Raw genomic sequence first — 18,932 nt, 5'->3', positions numbered from 1 at the left:
CCTGTCAGACGCGGCTCATGGGCCGGATGGCATTCGCGCGGTCGATCAGCACCCCGAGCGCCTCGGGGCTGTCCGCCTGCCGGGCCAGCCGGCGCAGCGTCAGCTCCAATTCCCCGCGCAGCGCGTTTTCGTCCTCCCACTCCCCATACACCAGCGACGCGGGTTCGGTTCCCCTCCGGGGCGCTTCCGCCGCCAGATCGGCGCGCCCCTTCCGTACCCAGCGCCCCTTCCGTACGCGCTCCTTCCGTACGCGCCCCTTCCGTACCCAGCGCCATGAACGGGCCTGCCCAGCGGGCTCACCCATCCGCTCCCCGGCGCCGGACCGCCGCTCCGCCCAGTCCAGCGTCACCTCCAGCGACTCCGCCGTCAGCCGGTCCCGGGCCGGGCCGGACTCGCGCCCCTCGTCCAGATACAGCCGCGGCAGCCGCGTGCGGACCTCCGCCAGGTCCTCGGCCGTCGGCAGGGCGTCGGGGTGGCCCAGCCGCCCCGACAGCACCCGCACGATGGCGATCCGCGCGGCGTCGTAGTGGCGGGAGACCTTCGGCACCCCGCCGAGGATCTCCACCGCGCCGCCCCGGTCGCCCGCCGCGAGCCGGAGCCGGGCCAGCCCGAAGGCGGCGCTGCCCTGCGAGCGGTTGCGCTGCCACACCGCCTCGTAGAACCGCTTGGCGGCCTCATGGTCGCCCAGGTGCTCGGCGCAGTACCCCAGCGCCAGCTTGGGCGCGTACTCCCCGGGCAGGGCGCTGTACACCTCGTCGAACTCCCGCCGGGCGTCGGCCACCGCGCCGTCCGCGAGCCGCAGCAGGGCGCGGTGCCAGGACAGCCGCCAGTCGTACGGGGCGGCGGAGCCGATCAACTCGACGGCGATCGCCAACTCCTCCGCCGCCGCGTCCCGTTCGCCCAGCTCCAGATAGGCGCGGCAGACGCGCAGCCGGATCTCGGCGGAGGGGCGGGGGAAGGCGTGCAGCTGCTCGATCAGCCGCCGGGGCCCGCTGTCGGTCGGGACGCCCAGCAGCGCCGCGCCGGGATCCGCCGCGTCCGGGAACGGCACCGGCAGCCCGAGCGGCACCCGCTCGGGCCGGGGCAGCCCGGACGCCAGCAGCGGGCGCGGCTCCTCGTCCAGCCAGCGCTCCAGGTCCGGGATCCGGCCCAGCGAGGAGTCCAGCAGCGCCGAGGTCGGTGCGAAGAGCGTGGACGGCTCCGGCTGCTCCCGGCTCAGCCGCAGCGAGTGGATCTCCCGCAGCACGCCCCACAACTGCTCGGACATCTCCGCGGCCGAACCGAACCGCCGCTCCGGGTCGGCCGCGGTGGCGCGGGCCAGCACCCGGCGGTAGGACTCGGCGCCCAGGCCCGGCGGCCGCTGGGCCGGCCGGGCGGCCTTGTCCGAGAGCTCCTCGAGCGTCCTGCCGACCCCGAAGAGGTCATGCCGCTCGGTGAGGGCGGAGGCGCCCCGGGCCAGCACCTCGGGGGCGGCGAACGCCTCGGTGATCACCGGCGGCCCGCCGTCCCGCTGGCCCAGCCGCCACACCGCGCCGAGGTCGATCACCTTGATCCGGTCCTCGTAGTGCATCACATTGCTCGGCTTGAGATCGCAGTACAGCAGCTTCTCGCCGTGCAGATAGCCCACCGCGCGCAGCACCAGACAGCCGTAGGCCAGGATGTGCTCGTACAGCCGCGGCCCGTCGTACGGCTTCACCGCGTCCGCGATGTGGTCCTTGATCTGGGCGAGGGTCATCCCGCCGACGAACTCCATCACGATGTAGCCCGTCAGCGCGCCGTCGTCGCGGGGATCGGGCTGGGTGACGTAGTTGATGATCCGGACGATGCCGGGGTGGTCGAGCATGGTCAGATAGCGGCGCTCCTCGACCGCCGTCCGCAGGGCCGCCTCGTCCTCGTTGTTGATCAGGCCCTTGATGGCCACGGGCTGGTCGTCCAGCTGGGTGTCCTCGGCGAGATAGACCCAGCCGAGCCCGCCGTACCCCACGCAGCCGACTACCCGGTACTGATCGCCCAGCAGATCTCCGGGGCTCAGCCGCGGGGTGAAGTCGAACGGGTGGCGGCAGCGCGGGCAGTAGCCCCGGGAGAGCGCGGACTGCCCGGCGTAGGGCGCGCCCACGATCTCGTCGCACCCCTCCCAGCCGCAGGTCTGGCCGCGCGATGGCGGATGCGGATCGTCCATCACCAGGTCGCGCAGCGAGGGCAGTTCGACGCGGGGCAGGTCCAGCAGGCCCTCGCCCGCCGGCCGCACCGTGAACTTCCGCGCCACATCGCGGCGGCGGGCCCGGGCCGTGGTCGCGGTGGACTCGGACGCCAGAACAGCCGTCCCGGCGGGCGGGGGAGCGGGATCCGGGGCGGCGGGCAGGGGTCTGCGGCCGCACTCCGAGCAGAACCCCCGGGCGTTGATCCGGCCCAGGCCCTCGCCGCGGCAGTCGGTGCGGCCGCAGACCGTCCCATCCGTCGGGTCCGTCATGGCGCCTCCCCCTCCGGCGGTGTGTGCACGGCGGCCACGAACCGGTCGACGGCGCGGCGGGCCTCCGGCAGATCGCAGGGCACCTCGGCCAGCAGCCGCACCGCGGCGCGGTGCAGCGGGATCAGCTCGGCCCGCTCGGATTCGGCCTTGGTCCCGAGCATCGCCGTGTACGACACCAGCTGCCACTTCAGCTCCTGGACCGCGGGCTGCTGGGCGTCGATCACCCGCAGCGTCTCCTCGGCCCGCTCGGCGACCGTCCGCACCGAGTGCTCGAACGCGGCCAGCTTGGCGACGATGCGGTGGGAGCGCAGCTCGGGGTCGGAGCGCAGCCGGGTCAGATTGATCCGCAGGGCCGTGGCGTCCTCGGCGTCCGATAAGGACGAGCGGCGCGCCCCGCGCTCGGCCGTCTCGTGCTCGCGGTCGGCGGCGAGCGCCACCCGCCCGGCGAGTTCGTCCAGCCAGGCGTCGATCCGGGCCGCTTCGGGGCGGAACAGCCGCTCGGCCAGCCGCAGTCCGCTCGATTGGGGGTCGCGGAAGACCAGCAGCAGCCGGCTGCCCCGGTCGGCGAGCAGCTTCATGAAGCCGACCAGCGCCTCCGGGTCGCGGGCGCGGTCCACGCCGACGGCCACGATGGTGAGCGGCACCGCGTTGGCCCGGACCCGGCTGAGCGGGGAGGTGTCGCCGGGCGAGCGCAGATCCATCCGGTCCGCGACCCGCAGCGCGACCTCGGTGTCGGTGCGCTTGGTGACGTCGATGGCCAGGTCCACGCTGCCCAGCGGCGGTACGGTGCCGTGCGGCGCGGCCGAGACCGCCTCGTCGGGGCCGCCGCCCGACAGCTCGCGGTCGGCGAGCGTGATGGCGCGGCTGAGCGCCTCGTACCGCGCGTGGTCGTCGTCCTCGATGACCACGGTCTCCACGTCCGTGATGCCCGGGCGCCCGGTCAGGGGCTCCCGGCGCAGCCATACGGCGAGCCGCTGGGCGAAGCCGATGTCCTGGACGCCGGTGGTCAGCGGGGAGACCAGCGGCCGGTCCACCCCGGGATCCCCGCGTACCCAGCGGTGGACCACCGGCAGATGGCGCACGATCGTCTCGACCGGGATCATGTAGGAGACGCTGAGGCGCTCGGCGGAGGGCACGTCGACCGGATCGTCGTACCGGCTGACGACCATGCCGATGACATGCCGCGTCGCCTCGTCCTCCACCCCGGCGCCGCTGAAGCCCTTACGGACCACATCCCGGGGCGACTTGGGGTCGAGGCCCACCCACTCCGCCCGGGGGCCGACCCGCCCGGCGGTCTTCGCGCGCAGATAGTGGCCGTTGTCGAGCCCCTTGGGGAAGCCGCCCATCCACACCGGCCGGCCGAGCACCGGCGGCAGCCGGTAGAGCGGCGCGGCGTGCTCGGCGGGCTGCGGCCGGCCCAGCCGCAGCAGTGCCACATCGCCGCATCCGTCGGAGCGCTGGGGCACCCAGCAGCCGTCGGCGACGCGCGCGGGGACGGGCCGGGCCTCGTGCACCTCGACCAGCTCGACCAGCACCTCGGTGGCGGGCACCGGGAGCCCGTCGTCGGGGATCACATGGGCGCACGTCAGCACCGTCTCGCTGCCCAGGAGGATTCCGGCGCCCAGGACGTCACCGGCCGAACTACGGATCCTCACCCGCCATGTGCCCCCGTTGGAGGTCGCATCGGCGGTAATGCCCATTTCCGCCCCCATGCGGCAAGAGCATACGCCCGAGAGGTACGGAAGTGACCCGTCCGTCCGATGGGTCACGGGAACGGGTGAGGGACGGGGCCCGGGGCCGGAGAGGGGCGGGGCCCGCGCCGGAGAGGGGCGTGCCGGGGCCGTACGGGGCGGGACGGCAGGCCCCGCGCGTCCGGTGCGCGGCGCCGCCGGTCCCGCGCGCCCGGCCAATCGGGTGACGTGGCGTTACCTCTCCTTGTGGCGGGCTACGTCGGATGGATTACTGAAAGTGTGCGGTGGAACCCCCGTCGTTTCTTTCGGCGCTGGGGGCGCCGCGTCCTCGCCGGAGCCGGGCGCCAGGCGTACCGCGAGGAGGACCGGGCGGGTGCCCCAAAGCCCGCGGTCGCGCGCCGGACTCCCGTGAGCGCGAGCGGGTCCAGCCCGCCCGGTCCCGTCCACGCCCCGCCCTCACCCAGGAGGCAATGCGCCATGCCCATCACACCCAATCAGGGGTCCAGCGCCGGCGGACAGACCGTCGTCATCACCGGCAGCAACCTCGGCGGTGCCACGGCCGTGCACTTCGGCAGCAAACTGGCCACCATCACCGCCAACAACGCCACCTCCGTGACGGTCACCACGCCGTCCGGCAGCGGGGTGGTGCCGGTGACCGTGACCACGCCCGGCGGTACCAGCAACCCGCTGAACTTCTACTACGTCGGCCCGCCCTTCAAGTCCTCGCTGAGCGACAGTTCGGGACCGCTCGCGGGCGGTAACGTCGTCACCATCAACGGCACCGGGCTGTCGACCGCGAGCGCCGTGCACTTCGGCGCCAACTCCGCGACGCCGACCGTCGTCTCCGACAGCCAGATCACCGTGGCCGTACCGGCCGGTGCCGCGGCAGGGGCGGTCGGGGTGACCGTCACCACCGCGGGCGGCAGCAACAACGGCTTCTCCTACACCTATGTGGCCACCCCGACGGTCTCCGGCTTCACGCCCGCCTCGGGCCCGCCCTCCGGCGGCACCTCGGTGACCATCAGCGGCACCAACCTGACCACCACCCAGTCGGTGACCTTCGGCGGCAACGCGGCGCCGTTCACCGTGATCAGCGACAGCAGCGTGTCGGCGGTCTCGCCGCCCACCGCGGACGGGGCGCCCGGCCCCGCCGACATCACGGTCACCACCCTGGCCGGCAACGCCACCGCCCCGACCCCGTTCCAGTACGTGGCCGGTCCGGGCATCTGATCACCGTGGGACGACCCGCCAGAAGGAGAACCCCCTTGAGTACCCCTCAAGCCACAGGTACAGGCACCGGTCCCTCGACGGCCATGGCGTCCCCTCCTGTGATCAGTTCCGTGAGCCCCGCCGCCGGTTCGCCCGGCGGCGGGACCCAGGTCACCCTGACCGGAAGCAACTTCACCCAGGCCACGGTGGTCCGCTTCGGCCCGAACCTCGCCTTGTCGTTCACCGTCGTCTCCGCCACGCAGATCACGGCGGTGGCGCCGCCGGGCAGTGGCGTGGTGCAGGTCACGGTGACGACGCCGGGTGGGACGAGCAATGGGGTGGCGTACAGCTATGTGGTGGCGCCGGTGCCCGTGCTGACGTCCGTCTTCCCGGGGCAGGGGCCGGTCGGTGGCGGCAATATGGTCACGTTGACGGGGAGTGGCTTCACGGGCGCGACGGCGGTGCGCTTCGGTTCGACCCCCGCCTCGTCGTTCACGGTGCTCTCCGCGACGCAGATCACGGCGGTGGCCCCGCCGGGCAGTGGCACGGTGCAGGTCACGGTGACCACGCCGGGTGGGACGAGCAATGGGGTGGCGTACAGCTATGTGGTGGCGCCGGTGCCCGTGCTCACCTCCGTCTCCCCGGGGCAGGGTCCGGTGGGTGGTGGGAACACGGTGACGCTCACCGGTAGCGGCCTTACGGGCGTCACGGCGGTCACCTTCGGCGCCACGCCCGCCTCGTCATTCACCGTGGGCTCGGCCACCCAGATCACCGCGGTCGCCCCGCCGGGGGCCGCCGGGCCGGTGCAGATCACCGTGACCGGGCCGGGCGGCACCAGCAACGGGGTCACGTACTTCTACGTCGGCGTCCCCACCCTCACTTCCGCCGCACCCGCCCAGGGCCCCACCCCCGGCGGTACGACCGTCACCCTCACCGGCACCAATCTCCTCGGCGCGACGGCGGTCAGGTTCGGGGCCGTCAACGCGACCTCCTTCACGGTGGTGTCGGCCACGCAGATCACGGCGGTGGCGCCGCCGGGCAGCGGCACCGTGCAGATCACCGTGGTGACGCCGGGCGGCACCAGCAACGGCGTCCCGTACACGTATGTCGCCACCCCCGTTCTCACCGGCCTGTCGCCGACCGTAGGGCCGCTCGACACCGGGACCACGGTCACGCTCTTCGGCAGCGGTCTCACCACGACCGGCTCGGTGCTCTTCGGCTCCACACCCGCCTCCTTCACCGTCGTCTCCGACACCTGGGTCACCGCCATCGCGCCGTCCGGGCCCGCCGGGCCGGTGAACGTGCGGGTCACCACGCCCGGCGGCAGCAGCAACAGCGTCGTCTACACCCGTGTGGGGCCGCCCGGGATCTAGGAGCCAGGAGGAGTTAGGAGCCAAGGCCCGGGGCCGCCGCGCCGGCGCGCAGTGGCCGGTCGGCGCACGGCCGGGACCACCACACGCCCTCGCCGTGCGTCAGCCGGGGCAGGACCCGTTCGAAACCGTGCACCCGGCGGACCGGGATCTCGCCCCGCAGCAGCCACCCCGTGGCACCGTCCACGCTCTCGCCGATGTCCGCCTCGGCGGCGGCGAGATGGGCGGTGACCGCGGCGAGCGTCGCGGCCGGAAGCTCCAGCTCGAAGGCGTGGTACGGCTCGTAGACCCGCCACCCCGCCCGCTCCAGGGCCTCCCCGAGCACCACCGGGGTGAGGTCGCGGAAGTCGGCCGCGGTGCTCAACGGACCGATGAACCCGGAGCGGACGAGGACGACCCGGCAGTCCGTCACCGAGCGCCCACGGGGGCCGTGGAACAGCGTCTCGTACACGGTCTCCTCGATCGCGTTGTGGAACGCCCGGGGCAGCGCGCCCAGTTCGGTCTCGTAGCCGAAGACCACCCCGGCACCGCGCTCGGCGGGCTCCACGCGCAGCCCGACGGTCGCCCAGGGCCCGGTGTGGCCGACCCGGGCGATCTCGCGGACCGCCTCGCCGACCCCCGAGGGGCGCTCGACCAGCACGGGACGGCTCGGTTCGAAGTCCGCCTCGATGCCGTAGTCCTGGACCAGCGTGGCCGCGATGATCTCCTTCTGCACCTCGCCGTACAGCAGCACCGAGGTGGCCCCGCCGGGCATCGCCCGCGCGTGGATCAGCGGGTCCTGGTCGGCCAGGTCGAGCAGCGCGGTGTGCAGCCGGGACGCGGCGGCGGCGCCGGGCTCGCGGGCGCGGACGAGGGTCTGGAGGCTGGGCGCGGCGAAGTGCCGCCGGTCCGACGCGACGTCGTGGACGGGCCCGAGCCGGTCGCCCACCCGGACCCCGGGCAGCCCCTTGATCCTCGCGATGTTCCCGGCGGTCAGCGGCCCCCGCGCGGCCCCCGGGTCTCCGATGACCTCCAGCGCGGTGATCTGCCCGGTGTGCTCGGTGAGGGCGCCGCCGGGCCCGCGGCGGTGCAGGGTCACCCGCTGCCGCAGCGCCACTTCACCGGAGAACAGCCGCAGATACGCCGTACGGCCACCACGGGCGCCTGCGCTGGCCTTGCCGCCCTTGCCGCCCTTGCCGCCCCTGCCGCCTCCTGTGGCGCCTGTGCCGCTTCCGCCGTCCCTGCCGCCTCCGCCGCTTCCGCCGCCTCCGCCGCGCTCGACGGCGAAGACCGTGCCGCGCGGCTCCGCGCCGCCCGGCGCGGGCGGCACCAGCCGCGCGACCCCCTCGACCAGCGCCCCGACGCCCTGGCCGCTGAGCGCCGAGCCGAAGAAGACCGGATGCACCAGCCCCTCCGCCGTACGGGCCGCGAGCGCCGCCGCCACCTCCTCGGCGGAGGGGAGCGGACCGTCCACGACCCGCGCGAGCAGCGCGTCATCGGTCTCGGCCAGCACCTCGGCCGCCTCGGCGCGCACGCCCGGATCGTCCAGGGAGCGCGGCCGGACGTGGGCGTTGCGCGTGCCCAGGTCCCGTACCGACGTCAGCGGGACGAGATGGGGCGCCAGGGCGCGCCGGATGTCGGCGAGCAGCCCCTCGTCGCGGGCGCCCGCCCGGTCGATCTTGTTGATGAAGAGCAGCACCGGGAGCCGCAGCCGCCGCAGCGTCTTCATCAGCACCCTGGTCTGCGCCTGGACGCCCTCGACGGCGGACAGCACGAGCACCGCGCCGTCGAGCACCCCGAGGGCGCGCTCGACCTCGGCGATGAAGTCGGAGTGGCCGGGGGTGTCGATCAGGTTGATCCGGGTGTCCCCGGCGGTGAGGGACGCGACCGCGGTCCGCACGGTGATACCGCGCTGCCGCTCGATCTCGCCGGTGTCGGTCTGGGTGTCCCCGGCGTCGACGCTGCCGAGCCGGTCGATCACCCCGGCGTCGTAGAGCAGCCGCTCGGTCAGGCTGGTCTTACCGGCGTCGACATGGGCGAGCACACCGATGTTGAGGGTCCGTGAGACCCGTGGAGAGCTGGGCATGGATGCTGAGGTCCTCGAAAACGGTCGTCCGGTGGGGGCGCTGAGTCGTTCCGAGGAATCGGCGCATCGGTTGCTCCTGCTCGTAGACGTTCGTAGACGTGCGTAGACGTCCGTGGACGTCCGTGGACGTCCGTGGACGTGAGGTCGCGGACATCCTGGACACGGAGGCGGTCGGAGGCAACCGATTTACGGGCGGACCGTCACGTGCCCGTCTCCGCACCCGTCCGTAGAAAGCGCTGTCACGCCTCTCGACAACGCCCGCCGCTGCCCCGACCCTTCGTAAGCGACGGGGGCCGGTGCGGCGGAGGGGACTGACGATGCGGCGCAGAACGCTTCTGGCGGCGGCGGGCACCACCGTGCTCGGCACCGCCCTTACGACGGGCACCGCCCGGGCCGACGAGACCATCGGCGTCGACCCCGGTACCGACCACGGGGCCTGGGAGGGCTGGGGGACCTCGCTCGCCTGGTGGGCCAATCTCTTCGGGCAGCGGGACGACTTCGCCGATCTCTTCTTCACCACCAAGTCGGTGGGCTACGGCGGCCGTTCGCTGCCCGGTCTCGGGCTGAACATCGCCCGTTACAACCTGGGCGGCTGCGCCTGGACCAGCGTGGGCGGCCAATCCATGGTGGCCTCGCCCAACATCCCCCGGTTCAAGCAGATCGAGGGCTACTGGCACGACTGGAACAGCGAGGACCCCGCCTCCGCGGCCTGGCACTGGAACGCCGACGCGGTCCAGCGGGCGGCGCTGGGCAAGGCCGTCCAGCGGGGCGCCGTCAGCGAGCTGTTCTCCAACTCGCCCATGTGGTGGATGTGTCTCAACCACAACCCGTCGGGCGCGGCGGACGGCGGCAACAACCTCCAGTCCTGGAACTACCGCCAGTTCGCGCTCTACCTCGCCACCACCGCCCGCTACGCCCAGGACCACTGGGGCGTCCGCTTCGCCACCGTCGAGGCGTTCAACGAGCCCTCGTCGGCGTGGTGGAAGGCGGACGGCACCCAGGAGGGCTGCCACATCGACGCGGCGGTCCAGCGGACCGTCCTCGGCCACCTCCGCACCGAGCTCGACGCGCGCGGGCTGACCGGCACCCGGATCTCGGCGTCGGACGAGACCTCTTACGACCTGGCCCGCACCACCTGGAGTTCGTTCGACACCGCCACCCGCGCGCTGGTCGACCAGGTCAACGTCCACGGCTACCAGGGCTCGGGCGGCCGCCGCGATCTGCTGTACGCGGATGTGCGCGCGGCGGGCAAGAAGCTGTGGAACTCCGAGACCGGCGACAAGGACGGCACCGGCCTCACCCTGGCCACCAACCTCTGCCTGGACTTCCGCTGGCTGCACCCCACCGCGTGGTGTTACTGGCAGGTCATGGACCCCAGCGCGGGCTGGGCGCTGATCCACTACGACCCGGCCACCGCCCAGCCCGGCGCCGTGCAGACCAAGTACTACGTGCTCGCGCAGTTCACCCGGCATATCCGCCCCGGGATGCGGATCCTGGAGACCGGCTCGGACCACGCGGTCGCCGCGTACGATCCGGGGGCGCGGCGGCTCGTGCTCGTCGCCGTCAACCCCGGCGCCGCGCAGACGCTGACCTTCGACCTGTCCCGCTTCGGCCAGGTCACCGGGGGCGCGGGCGGGCTGGTGCCGCGCTGGTCCACCCAGACCTCGGGCACCGGCGATCTGTACACCGCGCGCCAGGACACGGCGCTCGCCGGCAAGCGGCTGAGCGTTCCGTTCGCCGAGAAGTCGGTGCAGACGTTCCAGATCGACGGGGTGACCGAGTGAGCAGACGGTAGGGCGTAGGGCGTGGGCGTGCGGTTACGGGTAGGGGCGTGCGGTTACGCGGCGAGGTGGCGGAGGATCCGGCGCAGCTGCTCTTCCCACCGCTCCCGGAACTCCGCCGAGTCCGGCTCGATGCCGAAGATCTGGCGGACGGCGTGCGGCATCGTGGCCGGTGCGGAGACCACGGCGTAGCACATCAGCAGCACGGCGGCCGGGTCGAGGTCGTCCGCCAGCTCGCCCGCCGCCTGCCGGCGCCGCATGTCGGACAGGTCCTCGCGCGGCTCGTCCCCCGCCTCGCCGGTCAGCGCCTGCCAGATGGCCAGCCGGATGCCGCGGGGGTCGTCGAACGCCTCCCGGAGGTAGCGGACGACCAGCTCCTCGAAGGGGAGCGCGGGGTCGTTGAAGGTCGCCTCGTGCCGCAGCCACTCGCGGCCCAGCTCCCGGTAGAGGCCCTCCTTGCCGCCGAAGTAGTAGGTGATCAGCTGCTTGTTGAGGCCCGCACGGTCCGCGATGTCCTGGACGCGCGCCCCCGCGAACCCCTTCTCGGAGAACTCGTCCATGGCCGCCTCCAGCAGCAGCCGCCGGGAGCGCTCCGGGCACTGCTTGCGCTCCTCGGGGGTGGGGGCGCGGCGGGGCCTCTTGGGCGTCCCCTGCATGGTCGTCATCTCCTCTTCCTCTTCCTCGGCCCGGACAGGCTAGCCGGGGTACCCGCCATGCTCTCATCTAACTGTTTGACAACGTCATCCGTTTGGATGAACCTCGGTTACGTACGGGATCGCAGGACACACAAGGAGATCGATCATGTTCGTGGTGACCGGAGCCACCGGAAACGTCGGCAGCCATGTGGTGAAGCACCTGGCCGACGCGGGCGCCGAGGTGCTCGCGCTCACCCGCGACCCCGAGGCGGCCCGGCTGCCGGAGGGCGTGCGGGCGGCCCGCACTGATGAGCTGCCCCTGGACGGCGCCACGGCGCTGTTCCTCAACCCCGCGGTGGTCTGGCAGGTCGGCTCCGAGAAGATCCTGGAGCGGGCCAAGGAGAGCGGGGTGCGGCGGATCGTGATGCTCTCCTCGTCCTCCGTCCTGTCGGACCTCGATCCCCAGGAGAACCCGATCGGCGTCCGTCACCGCGCGCTGGAGGAGGAGGTCGAGCGTACGGGGCTGGAGTGGACGTTCGTCCGCCCGGGCGGCTTCGCCGCGAACGCGCTGCAGTGGGTGGACCAGATCAAGGCGGGGGACGTGGTGTACGGGCCGTACGCCGGGGCGCAGATGGCGCTCATCCACGAGGCCGACATGGGCGCGGTCTCCGCCCGTGCCCTGCTCACCGACGACCTCGTCGGCAAGACCCCCGAGCTGACCGGGCCGGAGTCGCTGAGCTTCGCCGACCAGGTGCGCGTCATCGGTGAGGTCATCGGGCGGCCGCTGCGGTACGAGGAGATCCCGCACGAGGCGGCGCGGGAGCGGATGTCCGGCGGGTTCGTCACACCCGAGATGGCGGACTCGCTGCTGCGGGTCTTCGCGGAGCTGGTGGACCGGCCGCAGGCGATCTCGCCGGAGGTGGAGCGCATTACGGGGCGGCCTGGGCGGACGTTCGCGGAGTGGGTGGAGGACCATGTGGCGGCTTTCCGCTGAGGCGCTGAGGCGCTGACCGCGCCGGGATGCGGCTGCGTGCCGGGGTGGGATCCGGCCGTGCACCCCGGCCGTGCATCGGGGCGGGGCCCCGGGATCCGGGCCCCCGGGGCCGGGTGGCCGAGCCCAGGGGCGAGGCGGTGCCCTCGCTCTCCGAGGCGGAGCGGCGATGGTCGGCTGACCGCGATCGCGCCACGGTCGCGCCTGCGGCGGGCTGTCCCAGGGGCGGGTCCTCGGAGTCGCGGTACGTGGGTCCGCGGCCTGGGGGTCGGGGTGTGGGGTCGCGGCCTGGGGCGGGCCACGTGGGGTCGCGGCCTGGGGCCCGCTCGCGGAGGAGGCCGTCCGGGCCGCTGTCGACGAGGCCGGCTACGAGCTCGTGGGCACGGCCTGATCCCCGGGCCACGGAGTACGGGGGGCCGCGGCCCGAGGGGGCCTCCTCGGGCGCCTGGATGGCGCGCGGAGCGTTCCGCGCTCACTGGCGCCAGGCCCGCCTCAGGAGGCGGTCCGCGTGCCGCGCTTCCCCGCCTGCTTCTTCGCGGTGGTCTTCTTGGCCGCCGTCTTCTTCGCCGCGGCCTTCTTCGTGCCCGTCTCCTTCTTCCCCGTGGCCTTCCCCGCGGCCTTCCCCGCAGGCGCCCCCTCCGCGGCCTTGGCGGCTCTCGCCGTCTTCGTCCCGCCTCTCTTCGCCGCCGTCTTCTTCTCCGCCGCGGGCGCCTTCTTCGCCGACGCGGCCTTCTTCGCCGGTGCCTTCTTGCGGCCGCGCAGCTCGTGGACCGTCGCCTCCGCCTCCTCCTCGCCCTCCTCGGCCTCGGCCTCGCCCTCCCCGGCCCCCTCGCCCCCGGCCCCCTCGCCCCCGGCCCCCTCGCCCCGGGCCTCCTTTGCGCTGCGTACGCTCTCCTTCAGCGCCGCCATCAGGTCGACCACCTGCGCGCCCGCGGGCCGCTCGCCGGGCTCGGCGGTGGGCGTGGCGCCGGACATCTTCGCCGCCACCAGCTCCTCCAGGGCCTCGTGGTACTCGTCGCGCAGATCGTTCAGATCCACCTCTCCCAGCGTCTCCATCAGGGTGTCGGCGAGGTCCAGTTCCGCCGGCTTCACGGTGACCTTCTCCTTGGGGGCCACCCCCGCGGGCTCGCGCACCTCGTCCGGCCAGAGCAGCCGGTGCAGCGCGATCGTGTCGCCCACGACGCGGAGCATTCCCAGCCGCTCGCGGCCGCGGTGGGCGTATTTGGCGATGGCGACCTTCTCGCTGCGCTTGAGCGCCTCGCGCAGCAAGGTGTACGGCTTGGCCCCGGCGGCGCCGCTGGTGCCCAGGTAGTAGGCGTCGCCCATCTGGAGCGGATCGATCTCGGAGGCGGAGATGAACGCCTCGATCTCCAGGGTGTGGGTGGTCGGCAGCGGAAGCGCCGCCAGGTCCTCCTCGGTGATCGGGACCAGCGCGCCGTCCGCGTCCTCGTACGCCCGCCCGATCTCGCTCGACTCGACCGGCTTGTCCTCGAGCTCGCAGACCTTGCGGTAGCGGATGCGGCCGCTGTCGCGGGTGTGGATCTGCCGGAACGAGATCGAGTGGTCCTCGGTGGCCGGATAGATCTTGATCGGAATGCTCACCAGCCCGAAGGAAATGTTCCCATTCCAGATAGATCGCATGCTTGATCCCTTTCGTGAGATTCTTATCGTATGTCCCCGATCGCGGAGGTGGAGGGGCGGCGGATCACGCTCAGGAACCTCGACAAGGTCATCCATCCGGCCACCGGCACCACCAAGGGCGAGCTGCTGCACTACCTGGCGTCGATCGCGGACGCGCTCATCGGCCATCTGCGCGGGCGGCCGCTGGCGTTCCTGCGCTACCCGGACGGCCCCGACGGCCAGAAGTTCTTCACCAAGAACCCGCCTCCGGGCACGCCTTCCTGGGTGACGACGGCCGAGGTCACCCGCCATAAGGGGGAGACCGCGCGGCAGGTGGTGATCCAGGACCTGCCCTCGCTGATGTGGTCGGCCAACCTCGTGGTGGAGCTCCACACCCCGATGTGGCGGATCGACCAGGGCGTGGGCATCGCCGACCGGCTCGTCTTCGACCTCGACCCCGGGCCGCCCGCCACGATCGTGGACTGCCGCGTCGTCGCCGTATGGCTGCGCGAGCGACTGGCCGACGACGGCCTTACGGCGTACGCGAAGACCAGTGGCTCCAAGGGGCTGCATCTGCTGGTGCCGGTGGAGCCGACCCCCTCCCGGCAGACCACCGCCTACGCCAGACGGCTGGCCCTGGAGGCCGCGAACGCCCTGCCGGACCTGGTCATCCGCAAGATGACCCGCTCGCTGCGGCCGGGGAAGGTGTACGTGGACTTCAGCCAGAACGCGGCCGCGAAGACCACCGCCGCCCCCTACACCCCCCGCGCCGTCCCCGAACCGGCCGTCTCCGCGCCCGTCACCTGGGAGGAGGTCGAGGCGTGCGGCGACCCGGCGGCGCTGTCCTTCCTGATCGACGACATCCCCGCGCGGCTCGACCGCCACGGGGATCTGCTCGCCCCGCTGCTGGACCCGGCGGAGGCGCGCCCGCTGCCGAGGGGCGCGGACGCCGGGGAAAGCAATAGCGGCGCCGACGTCGAGAGCGGTGGCGGCGCCGACGTCGAGGAGGGCGAGGACAACGGCCGAGACGACGACGAGAGCGCGGCCGGCCGATGACGCCGTCCTCCCCTGAGCCGCCCCTTCAGCCGCCCGTTGAGGTGGCCCTGGCCCGCGTCGTCCCGATCCTGCCCACCGCCCCGCCCGGCCGGCGGCTGGCCTACGAGCCCAAGTTCGACGGCCATCGGCTGCTGATCTTCCGGCTGGGGGACACCGTAAGGATGCAGGCGCGCTCCGGCCGCATCGTCACCCGCGCCTTCCCCGACCTGGCGGCAGCCGCGCGGCCGCTGCCGCCCGGCACGGTCCTCGACGGCGAGGTGGTGGTGTGGGCGGGCGGCCGTACGGACTTCGCCGCCGTCCAGAAGCGCGCCTTCGCCGCGTCCGAGTCCCGGGCGGGGCGGCTCGCCCGGGAACTGCCCGCCTCCTACGCCGCCTTCGACCTGCTCGCGATGGGCGCGGAGGATCTGCGGCCGCTGCCGTACGAACAGCGCCGCGCCCGGCTGATGGCGCTCCTCGAACCGCTCGGCCCACCGCTCCAGGCCGTGCCGATGACGACCGATCCGGAGCTCGCCGCCACCTGGTACGAGTCGCTTCTGGAGATCGGTATCGAGGGCCTGGTCATCAAGGAGCTGGACCAGCCCTACCGGCCGGGCCGCCACTGGCGGAAGGTGCGCCATTCGGAGACCCGGGACGCCGTCGTCGTCGGCGTCGTCGGCCCCCGGCTCCGCCCGCGCGCCCTCGCGCTGGTGCTCCCCGGCGACGACGTGCCGTTGATCTCCGCCCCGCTCTCCACGGCCGTCCGCGCCCAGCTCGGCACGGCCCTGCGCGACCTGTCCGACCCCCAGCCCCCGCCCGCCGAACTCCCCACCGCTCTGGACCGAGTCGGCGCCGAGATCGCCTACCGCCCCATCGCCCCGGACCTGACCGTCGAGGTCCGCCAGGAAGGCACGGTCCGCCACGCGGCGACGAGGGTCATGCGCCTCCGTATCCCCGACTGATCACCTTGTCCCCGACTGATCACCTTCGGCCGACCCCGTGCCCTGTGCGCCCCGGCCGTGCGACGATGCGCGGATGCGGGTGACGGTCGTGGGCAGCGGTGACGCGTTCGGCTCGGGCGGGCGGTTCCAGACGTGCCTGGCGGTGGCCCCCGACCCGGCCGAGCCGCCCCACGTCCTGGTGGACTGCGGAGCGACCAGCCTGACGGCCATGCGCCAGCAGGGGATCGAGACCAACGACATCGACACGGCCCTGGTCACCCATCTGCACGGTGATCACTTCGGCGGTCTGCCGTTCCTCGTCCTCGACGGGCAGTTCCGGCGCCGCACCCGTGATCTGACCGTGGTCGGCCCGCCCGGGACCGGTGACCGGCTGACGCGGGCTATGGAGGCGCTGTTCCCCGGCTCGAGCGAGGTGCGACGGCGCTTCGACGTCCACGTCGTGGAGCACGCCGACCGGTGCCCCAGGGAACTGGGGCCCCTGCGGGCGACCCCCTTCGAGGTACGGCACGCCTCCGGTGCTCCCGCCTACGCGCTACGGGTGGAGGGGCCGAGCGGGGCGATGGCCTACTCGGGCGACACCGAGTGGACCGATGCCCTGCTCGACGCGGCGGACGGCGTCGGGCTGTTCCTGTGCGAGGGCTACAGCCCGCGCCCCATCCGCTGGCATCTCGACCTCGACACGCTCGCGCGCCACCGTGACCGTTTCACCTGCCGACGGCTGCTGCTCACCCACCTGTCCCCGGCGGCGCTGGCCGAGGACCTGGGCGGCTGGGACGTCGCCCACGACGGGCTGCGCCTCGAGCTGTGACCGCCGCGGCCCCGGCCGGAGTCGGCGGGGAACGCCGGGAGTCGGGCGGAGACGCCGGGAGCGGGCCGGGAGTCGGCCGGGGACGCCGGGAGCGGGCCGGGAACGCCGGGAGTCGGCAGGGACCCCCGGATCCCGCCGCTCCTACGGCCCCCCGGATCCCGCCGCTCCTACGGACCCGGCGGGCCCGCCGGGTCCGGGGGCCCGGTCACCACCGCCGTCACCCTGCTGCCCGGAGCCAGTTCACCCCGCTCCACCAGCCCGTACACGCCCCACAGCAGCTTCGCCACATACCGCCGCTCCAGCCGGACCCCGTGCCGCTCCTCGAACCCGGCCGCGAACGCCTCCAGCTCCGCCGGGACCCGTCCGTAGCCGCCGCCGTGGTAGCCATGCTCGATCCGCCAGGTGCTGAACGCCCGCCCCCACCCCCGCTCGTGCAGCCGCGCGACCTCGCCCTCCAGGTAGCCCTCCGCCCCCTTCAGGACGGCGAACCCCACCGCCCGCGCACCAGCCGGGAGCCCGGCCGCGATCCCGGCCAGCGTGCCGCCCGTGCCCACCGCGCAGCACACCACGTCGCCCGGCCCCAGGTCGGGCAGCTCCGCGACGAGCTCCGCCGCCCCGCGCGCCGCCAGGACGTTCGTACCGCCCTCCGGGAGCACGTAGGCGCGCCCCCAGCGCTCCTCCAGTGCCCGCAGGGTGCCGGGGTCGTTCTCGCCCAGGCCGCGCAGCGTCTCGCGGTAGGCGGAGCGGGTGACGAAGGCCAGCTCCATGCCGTGTGCCTCGGCCCGCGCCAGCGACCAGTTGCGCGGCGCGTCGGCCAGCTCGTCGCCCCGGACGACCCCGACCGTCGACAGCCCGTACGCGGCTCCCGCCGCCGCCACCGCGCGGATGTGGTGGGAGTACGCCCCGCCGAAGGTGAGCAGCCGGGTGTGGCCGCCTTCGACGGCCGCGCGCAGATTCGGGGTCAGCTTGCGCCACTTGTTGCCCGGCACCAGCGGGTGGATGAGATCGTCCCGCTTCAGCCGCAGCTCCACGCCCCGGTCGGCGAGCCATGGGTCGGCCGCGTCCCGTACGGGGGACGGCAGCCGGGGCCGTATCGGGCCGGTGGTGTCTGGCGGGCGTCTCACCTGTCCATTCTCCTCGCTGTCCCTCTCTCCTCGCTGTCCCTCGTTCACCGAGCCGTGCCGCCAGTGAGCCGGGCGGACCACCGGCCGCCGGTGAGTGTTCGTCCCCAGGGCGTCACAGCTCCACGATGACAGCGCCCAGATGGCGTCCTTCGGTCAGCTCGCGGAGCGCCTGGGGCGCCTGCTCGATGCCGCGCAGCCGGGCGTGCGGGAAGGAGAGGGTGCCCGTGCGCAGGCCCTCGGCGAAGCGGCGGTTCCACTGGGGGATCAGGTCCAGGTGGCTGTAGAGGGCGATACCCCGCAGGGTGATGTTGCGGGAGAGCAGCGAGAGCGTGTCGATCTCGGTCTTGGCGGCTTTCGTGGGGTCCGTGGCGAGCTGACTGGCCAGCGCGCCCACGATGGCGATCCGGGCGCCCGCGTTGGCGACGGCGATGGCCGCCGTCAGCTGCTCGCCGCCCACATTGTCGAAGACCGCGTCGACGCCGTCCGGGGCGGCCTCGCGCAGCTGGTCCTTGACGGGGCCCGCGCCGCGGATGACCACCGCGTCATAGCCCAGTTCGCCGATCAGCCGGTCGGCCTTCGCCCGCGAGCCGGTGCTGCCGATGACCCGGGCCGCGCCGAACTGCCGAGCGATCTGGCCCGCCAGGGAGCCCACGCCACCGGCCGCCCCCGTGACGAACACCGTGTCGCCGGACCGCACTTCGGCGCCGCGCTCGATGCCCATGAGGGCGGTGGGGCCCTGGGAGAGATAGGCGGCCGGGTCGGGCATCAGGCCCGGTTCGAGGCGGTGCGCCTGCTCCGCGTCGAGCAGTGCGTACTCGCGCCAGCCGAGCCGGTGTTCCACCAGGTCGCCGGGGGTGAGCTGGGTGCCGGGAGCGGCTACGACCTCGCCGATCGCCGGTCCGCCCAGCGGTGCCCCGAGCTCGAAGGAGTCCATCGGCACGTCGGTGTTCTCGTCCATCAGCGTGCGCATCACGGCGGCGACGCTCATATGGGTGTTGCGTACGAGGACCTGGCCCGGTTCCGGCTCGGGGACCGGCACCTCCGCGATCTCGAAGAGGTCATCCTCGACCGGTCCCTCGGGACGGGCCGCCAGCCGGACTTCGCGGTACGTGTGGTGCGTCATGGACCCAACCAAACGTGCGGCATGCGGCAAGGTCAACCGGACCCGACGCGT

General features: G+C 73.5%; 14 protein-coding genes. 7 read left to right on the top strand and 7 right to left on the bottom strand.

Going from position 1 to position 18,932, the window contains the following annotated elements:
* Positions 1-4: 4 nt before the first annotated feature.
* Positions 5-2,470 (bottom strand): serine/threonine-protein kinase, encoded by a 2,466-nt coding sequence (locus IEJ02_RS07660; protein WP_223863510.1) that lies wholly within the window; start codon positions 2,468-2,470, stop codon positions 5-7.
* A complete protein-coding gene (locus IEJ02_RS07655) occupies positions 2,467-4,125 on the bottom strand; it encodes a S1 family peptidase (protein WP_370466996.1) in 1,659 nt (552 codons plus the stop codon). Before IEJ02_RS07655 ends, IEJ02_RS07660 begins: the two co-directional genes overlap by 4 nt.
* A 513-nt stretch (positions 4,126-4,638) precedes the next feature.
* Between IEJ02_RS07655 and IEJ02_RS07650 the strand changes: the two genes are divergently transcribed.
* Together IEJ02_RS07650 and IEJ02_RS07645 are read left to right on the top strand one after the other, a co-directional pair.
* Positions 4,639-5,391 carry an IPT/TIG domain-containing protein gene (locus IEJ02_RS07650; RefSeq protein WP_191064012.1) on the top strand — a complete coding sequence of 251 codons (753 nt, stop codon included), beginning with the start codon at positions 4,639-4,641 and terminating at the stop codon, positions 5,389-5,391.
* Positions 5,392-5,474: 83 nt separating this feature from the next.
* The gene (locus tag IEJ02_RS07645; RefSeq protein ID WP_191064011.1) at positions 5,475-6,743 is read left to right on the top strand and encodes an IPT/TIG domain-containing protein; all 1,269 of its coding nucleotides are present in this window, start codon (positions 5,475-5,477) and stop codon (positions 6,741-6,743) included.
* A 13-nt stretch (positions 6,744-6,756) separates the two neighbouring features.
* Here the strand turns inward: IEJ02_RS07645 and IEJ02_RS07640 are convergent, their stop codons facing one another.
* Positions 6,757-8,805: a GTP-binding protein gene (locus tag IEJ02_RS07640; RefSeq protein WP_191064010.1), complete on the bottom strand. Its 2,049-nt coding sequence runs from the start codon at positions 8,803-8,805 to the stop codon at positions 6,757-6,759.
* Between the two features lie 317 nt (positions 8,806-9,122).
* On the opposite strand from IEJ02_RS07640, the gene IEJ02_RS07635 reads away from it, so the two are divergent.
* Entirely contained in the window at positions 9,123-10,589 is a 1,467-nt protein-coding gene (locus tag IEJ02_RS07635; RefSeq protein WP_191064009.1) for a glycoside hydrolase, read from the top strand.
* Positions 10,590-10,642: 53 nt separating this feature from the next.
* Here IEJ02_RS07635 and IEJ02_RS07630 read toward each other — a convergent pair whose 3' ends face one another.
* Entirely contained in the window at positions 10,643-11,251 is a 609-nt protein-coding gene (locus IEJ02_RS07630; RefSeq protein WP_223863509.1) for a TetR family transcriptional regulator, read from the bottom strand.
* Positions 11,252-11,387: 136 nt separating this feature from the next.
* Between IEJ02_RS07630 and IEJ02_RS07625 the strand changes: the two genes are divergently transcribed.
* A complete protein-coding gene (locus tag IEJ02_RS07625; protein ID WP_191064008.1) occupies positions 11,388-12,215 on the top strand; it encodes an NAD(P)H-binding protein in 828 nt (275 codons plus the stop codon).
* A gap of 489 nt (positions 12,216-12,704) precedes the next feature.
* On the opposite strand, the gene ku is transcribed toward IEJ02_RS07625, so the two are convergent.
* The gene (gene ku, locus IEJ02_RS07620; protein WP_191064007.1) at positions 12,705-13,853 is read right to left on the bottom strand and encodes a non-homologous end joining protein Ku; all 1,149 of its coding nucleotides are present in this window, start codon (positions 13,851-13,853) and stop codon (positions 12,705-12,707) included.
* 30 nt (positions 13,854-13,883) lie between these two features.
* Here ku and ligD point away from each other — a divergent pair, with 30 nt between their 5' ends.
* The 3 genes from ligD to IEJ02_RS07605 all read left to right on the top strand — a co-directional run bounded on the left by ligD (position 13,884) and on the right by IEJ02_RS07605 (position 16,634).
* Positions 13,884-14,888 carry a non-homologous end-joining DNA ligase gene (ligD, locus tag IEJ02_RS07615; protein ID WP_223863508.1) on the top strand — a complete coding sequence of 335 codons (1,005 nt, stop codon included), beginning with the start codon at positions 13,884-13,886 and terminating at the stop codon, positions 14,886-14,888.
* The gene (locus IEJ02_RS07610; RefSeq protein WP_191064006.1) at positions 14,885-15,826 is read left to right on the top strand and encodes an ATP-dependent DNA ligase; all 942 of its coding nucleotides are present in this window, start codon (positions 14,885-14,887) and stop codon (positions 15,824-15,826) included. Before ligD ends, IEJ02_RS07610 begins: the two co-directional genes overlap by 4 nt.
* Before the next feature lie 73 nt (positions 15,827-15,899).
* Positions 15,900-16,634 (top strand): MBL fold metallo-hydrolase, encoded by a 735-nt coding sequence (locus tag IEJ02_RS07605; protein ID WP_191064005.1) that lies wholly within the window; start codon positions 15,900-15,902, stop codon positions 16,632-16,634.
* Between the two features lie 167 nt (positions 16,635-16,801).
* Here IEJ02_RS07605 and IEJ02_RS07600 read toward each other — a convergent pair whose 3' ends face one another.
* Positions 16,802-17,758 carry a 1-aminocyclopropane-1-carboxylate deaminase/D-cysteine desulfhydrase gene (locus IEJ02_RS07600; protein WP_275561736.1) on the bottom strand — a complete coding sequence of 319 codons (957 nt, stop codon included), beginning with the start codon at positions 17,756-17,758 and terminating at the stop codon, positions 16,802-16,804.
* A gap of 112 nt (positions 17,759-17,870) precedes the next feature.
* Positions 17,871-18,881, bottom strand: a complete 1,011-nt coding sequence (locus tag IEJ02_RS07595; protein WP_191064004.1) for an MDR family NADP-dependent oxidoreductase — start codon at positions 18,879-18,881, stop codon at positions 17,871-17,873.
* Positions 18,882-18,932 lie beyond the last annotated feature (51 nt).

The sequence above is a fragment of the Streptomyces sp. 5-10 genome (assembly GCF_014712245.1).
Classification (GTDB): domain Bacteria; phylum Actinomycetota; class Actinomycetes; order Streptomycetales; family Streptomycetaceae; genus Streptomyces; species Streptomyces violaceusniger.
Note: the sequence above shows the minus strand (reverse complement) of the source record. Positions and strands in the feature narration are given on the sequence as shown.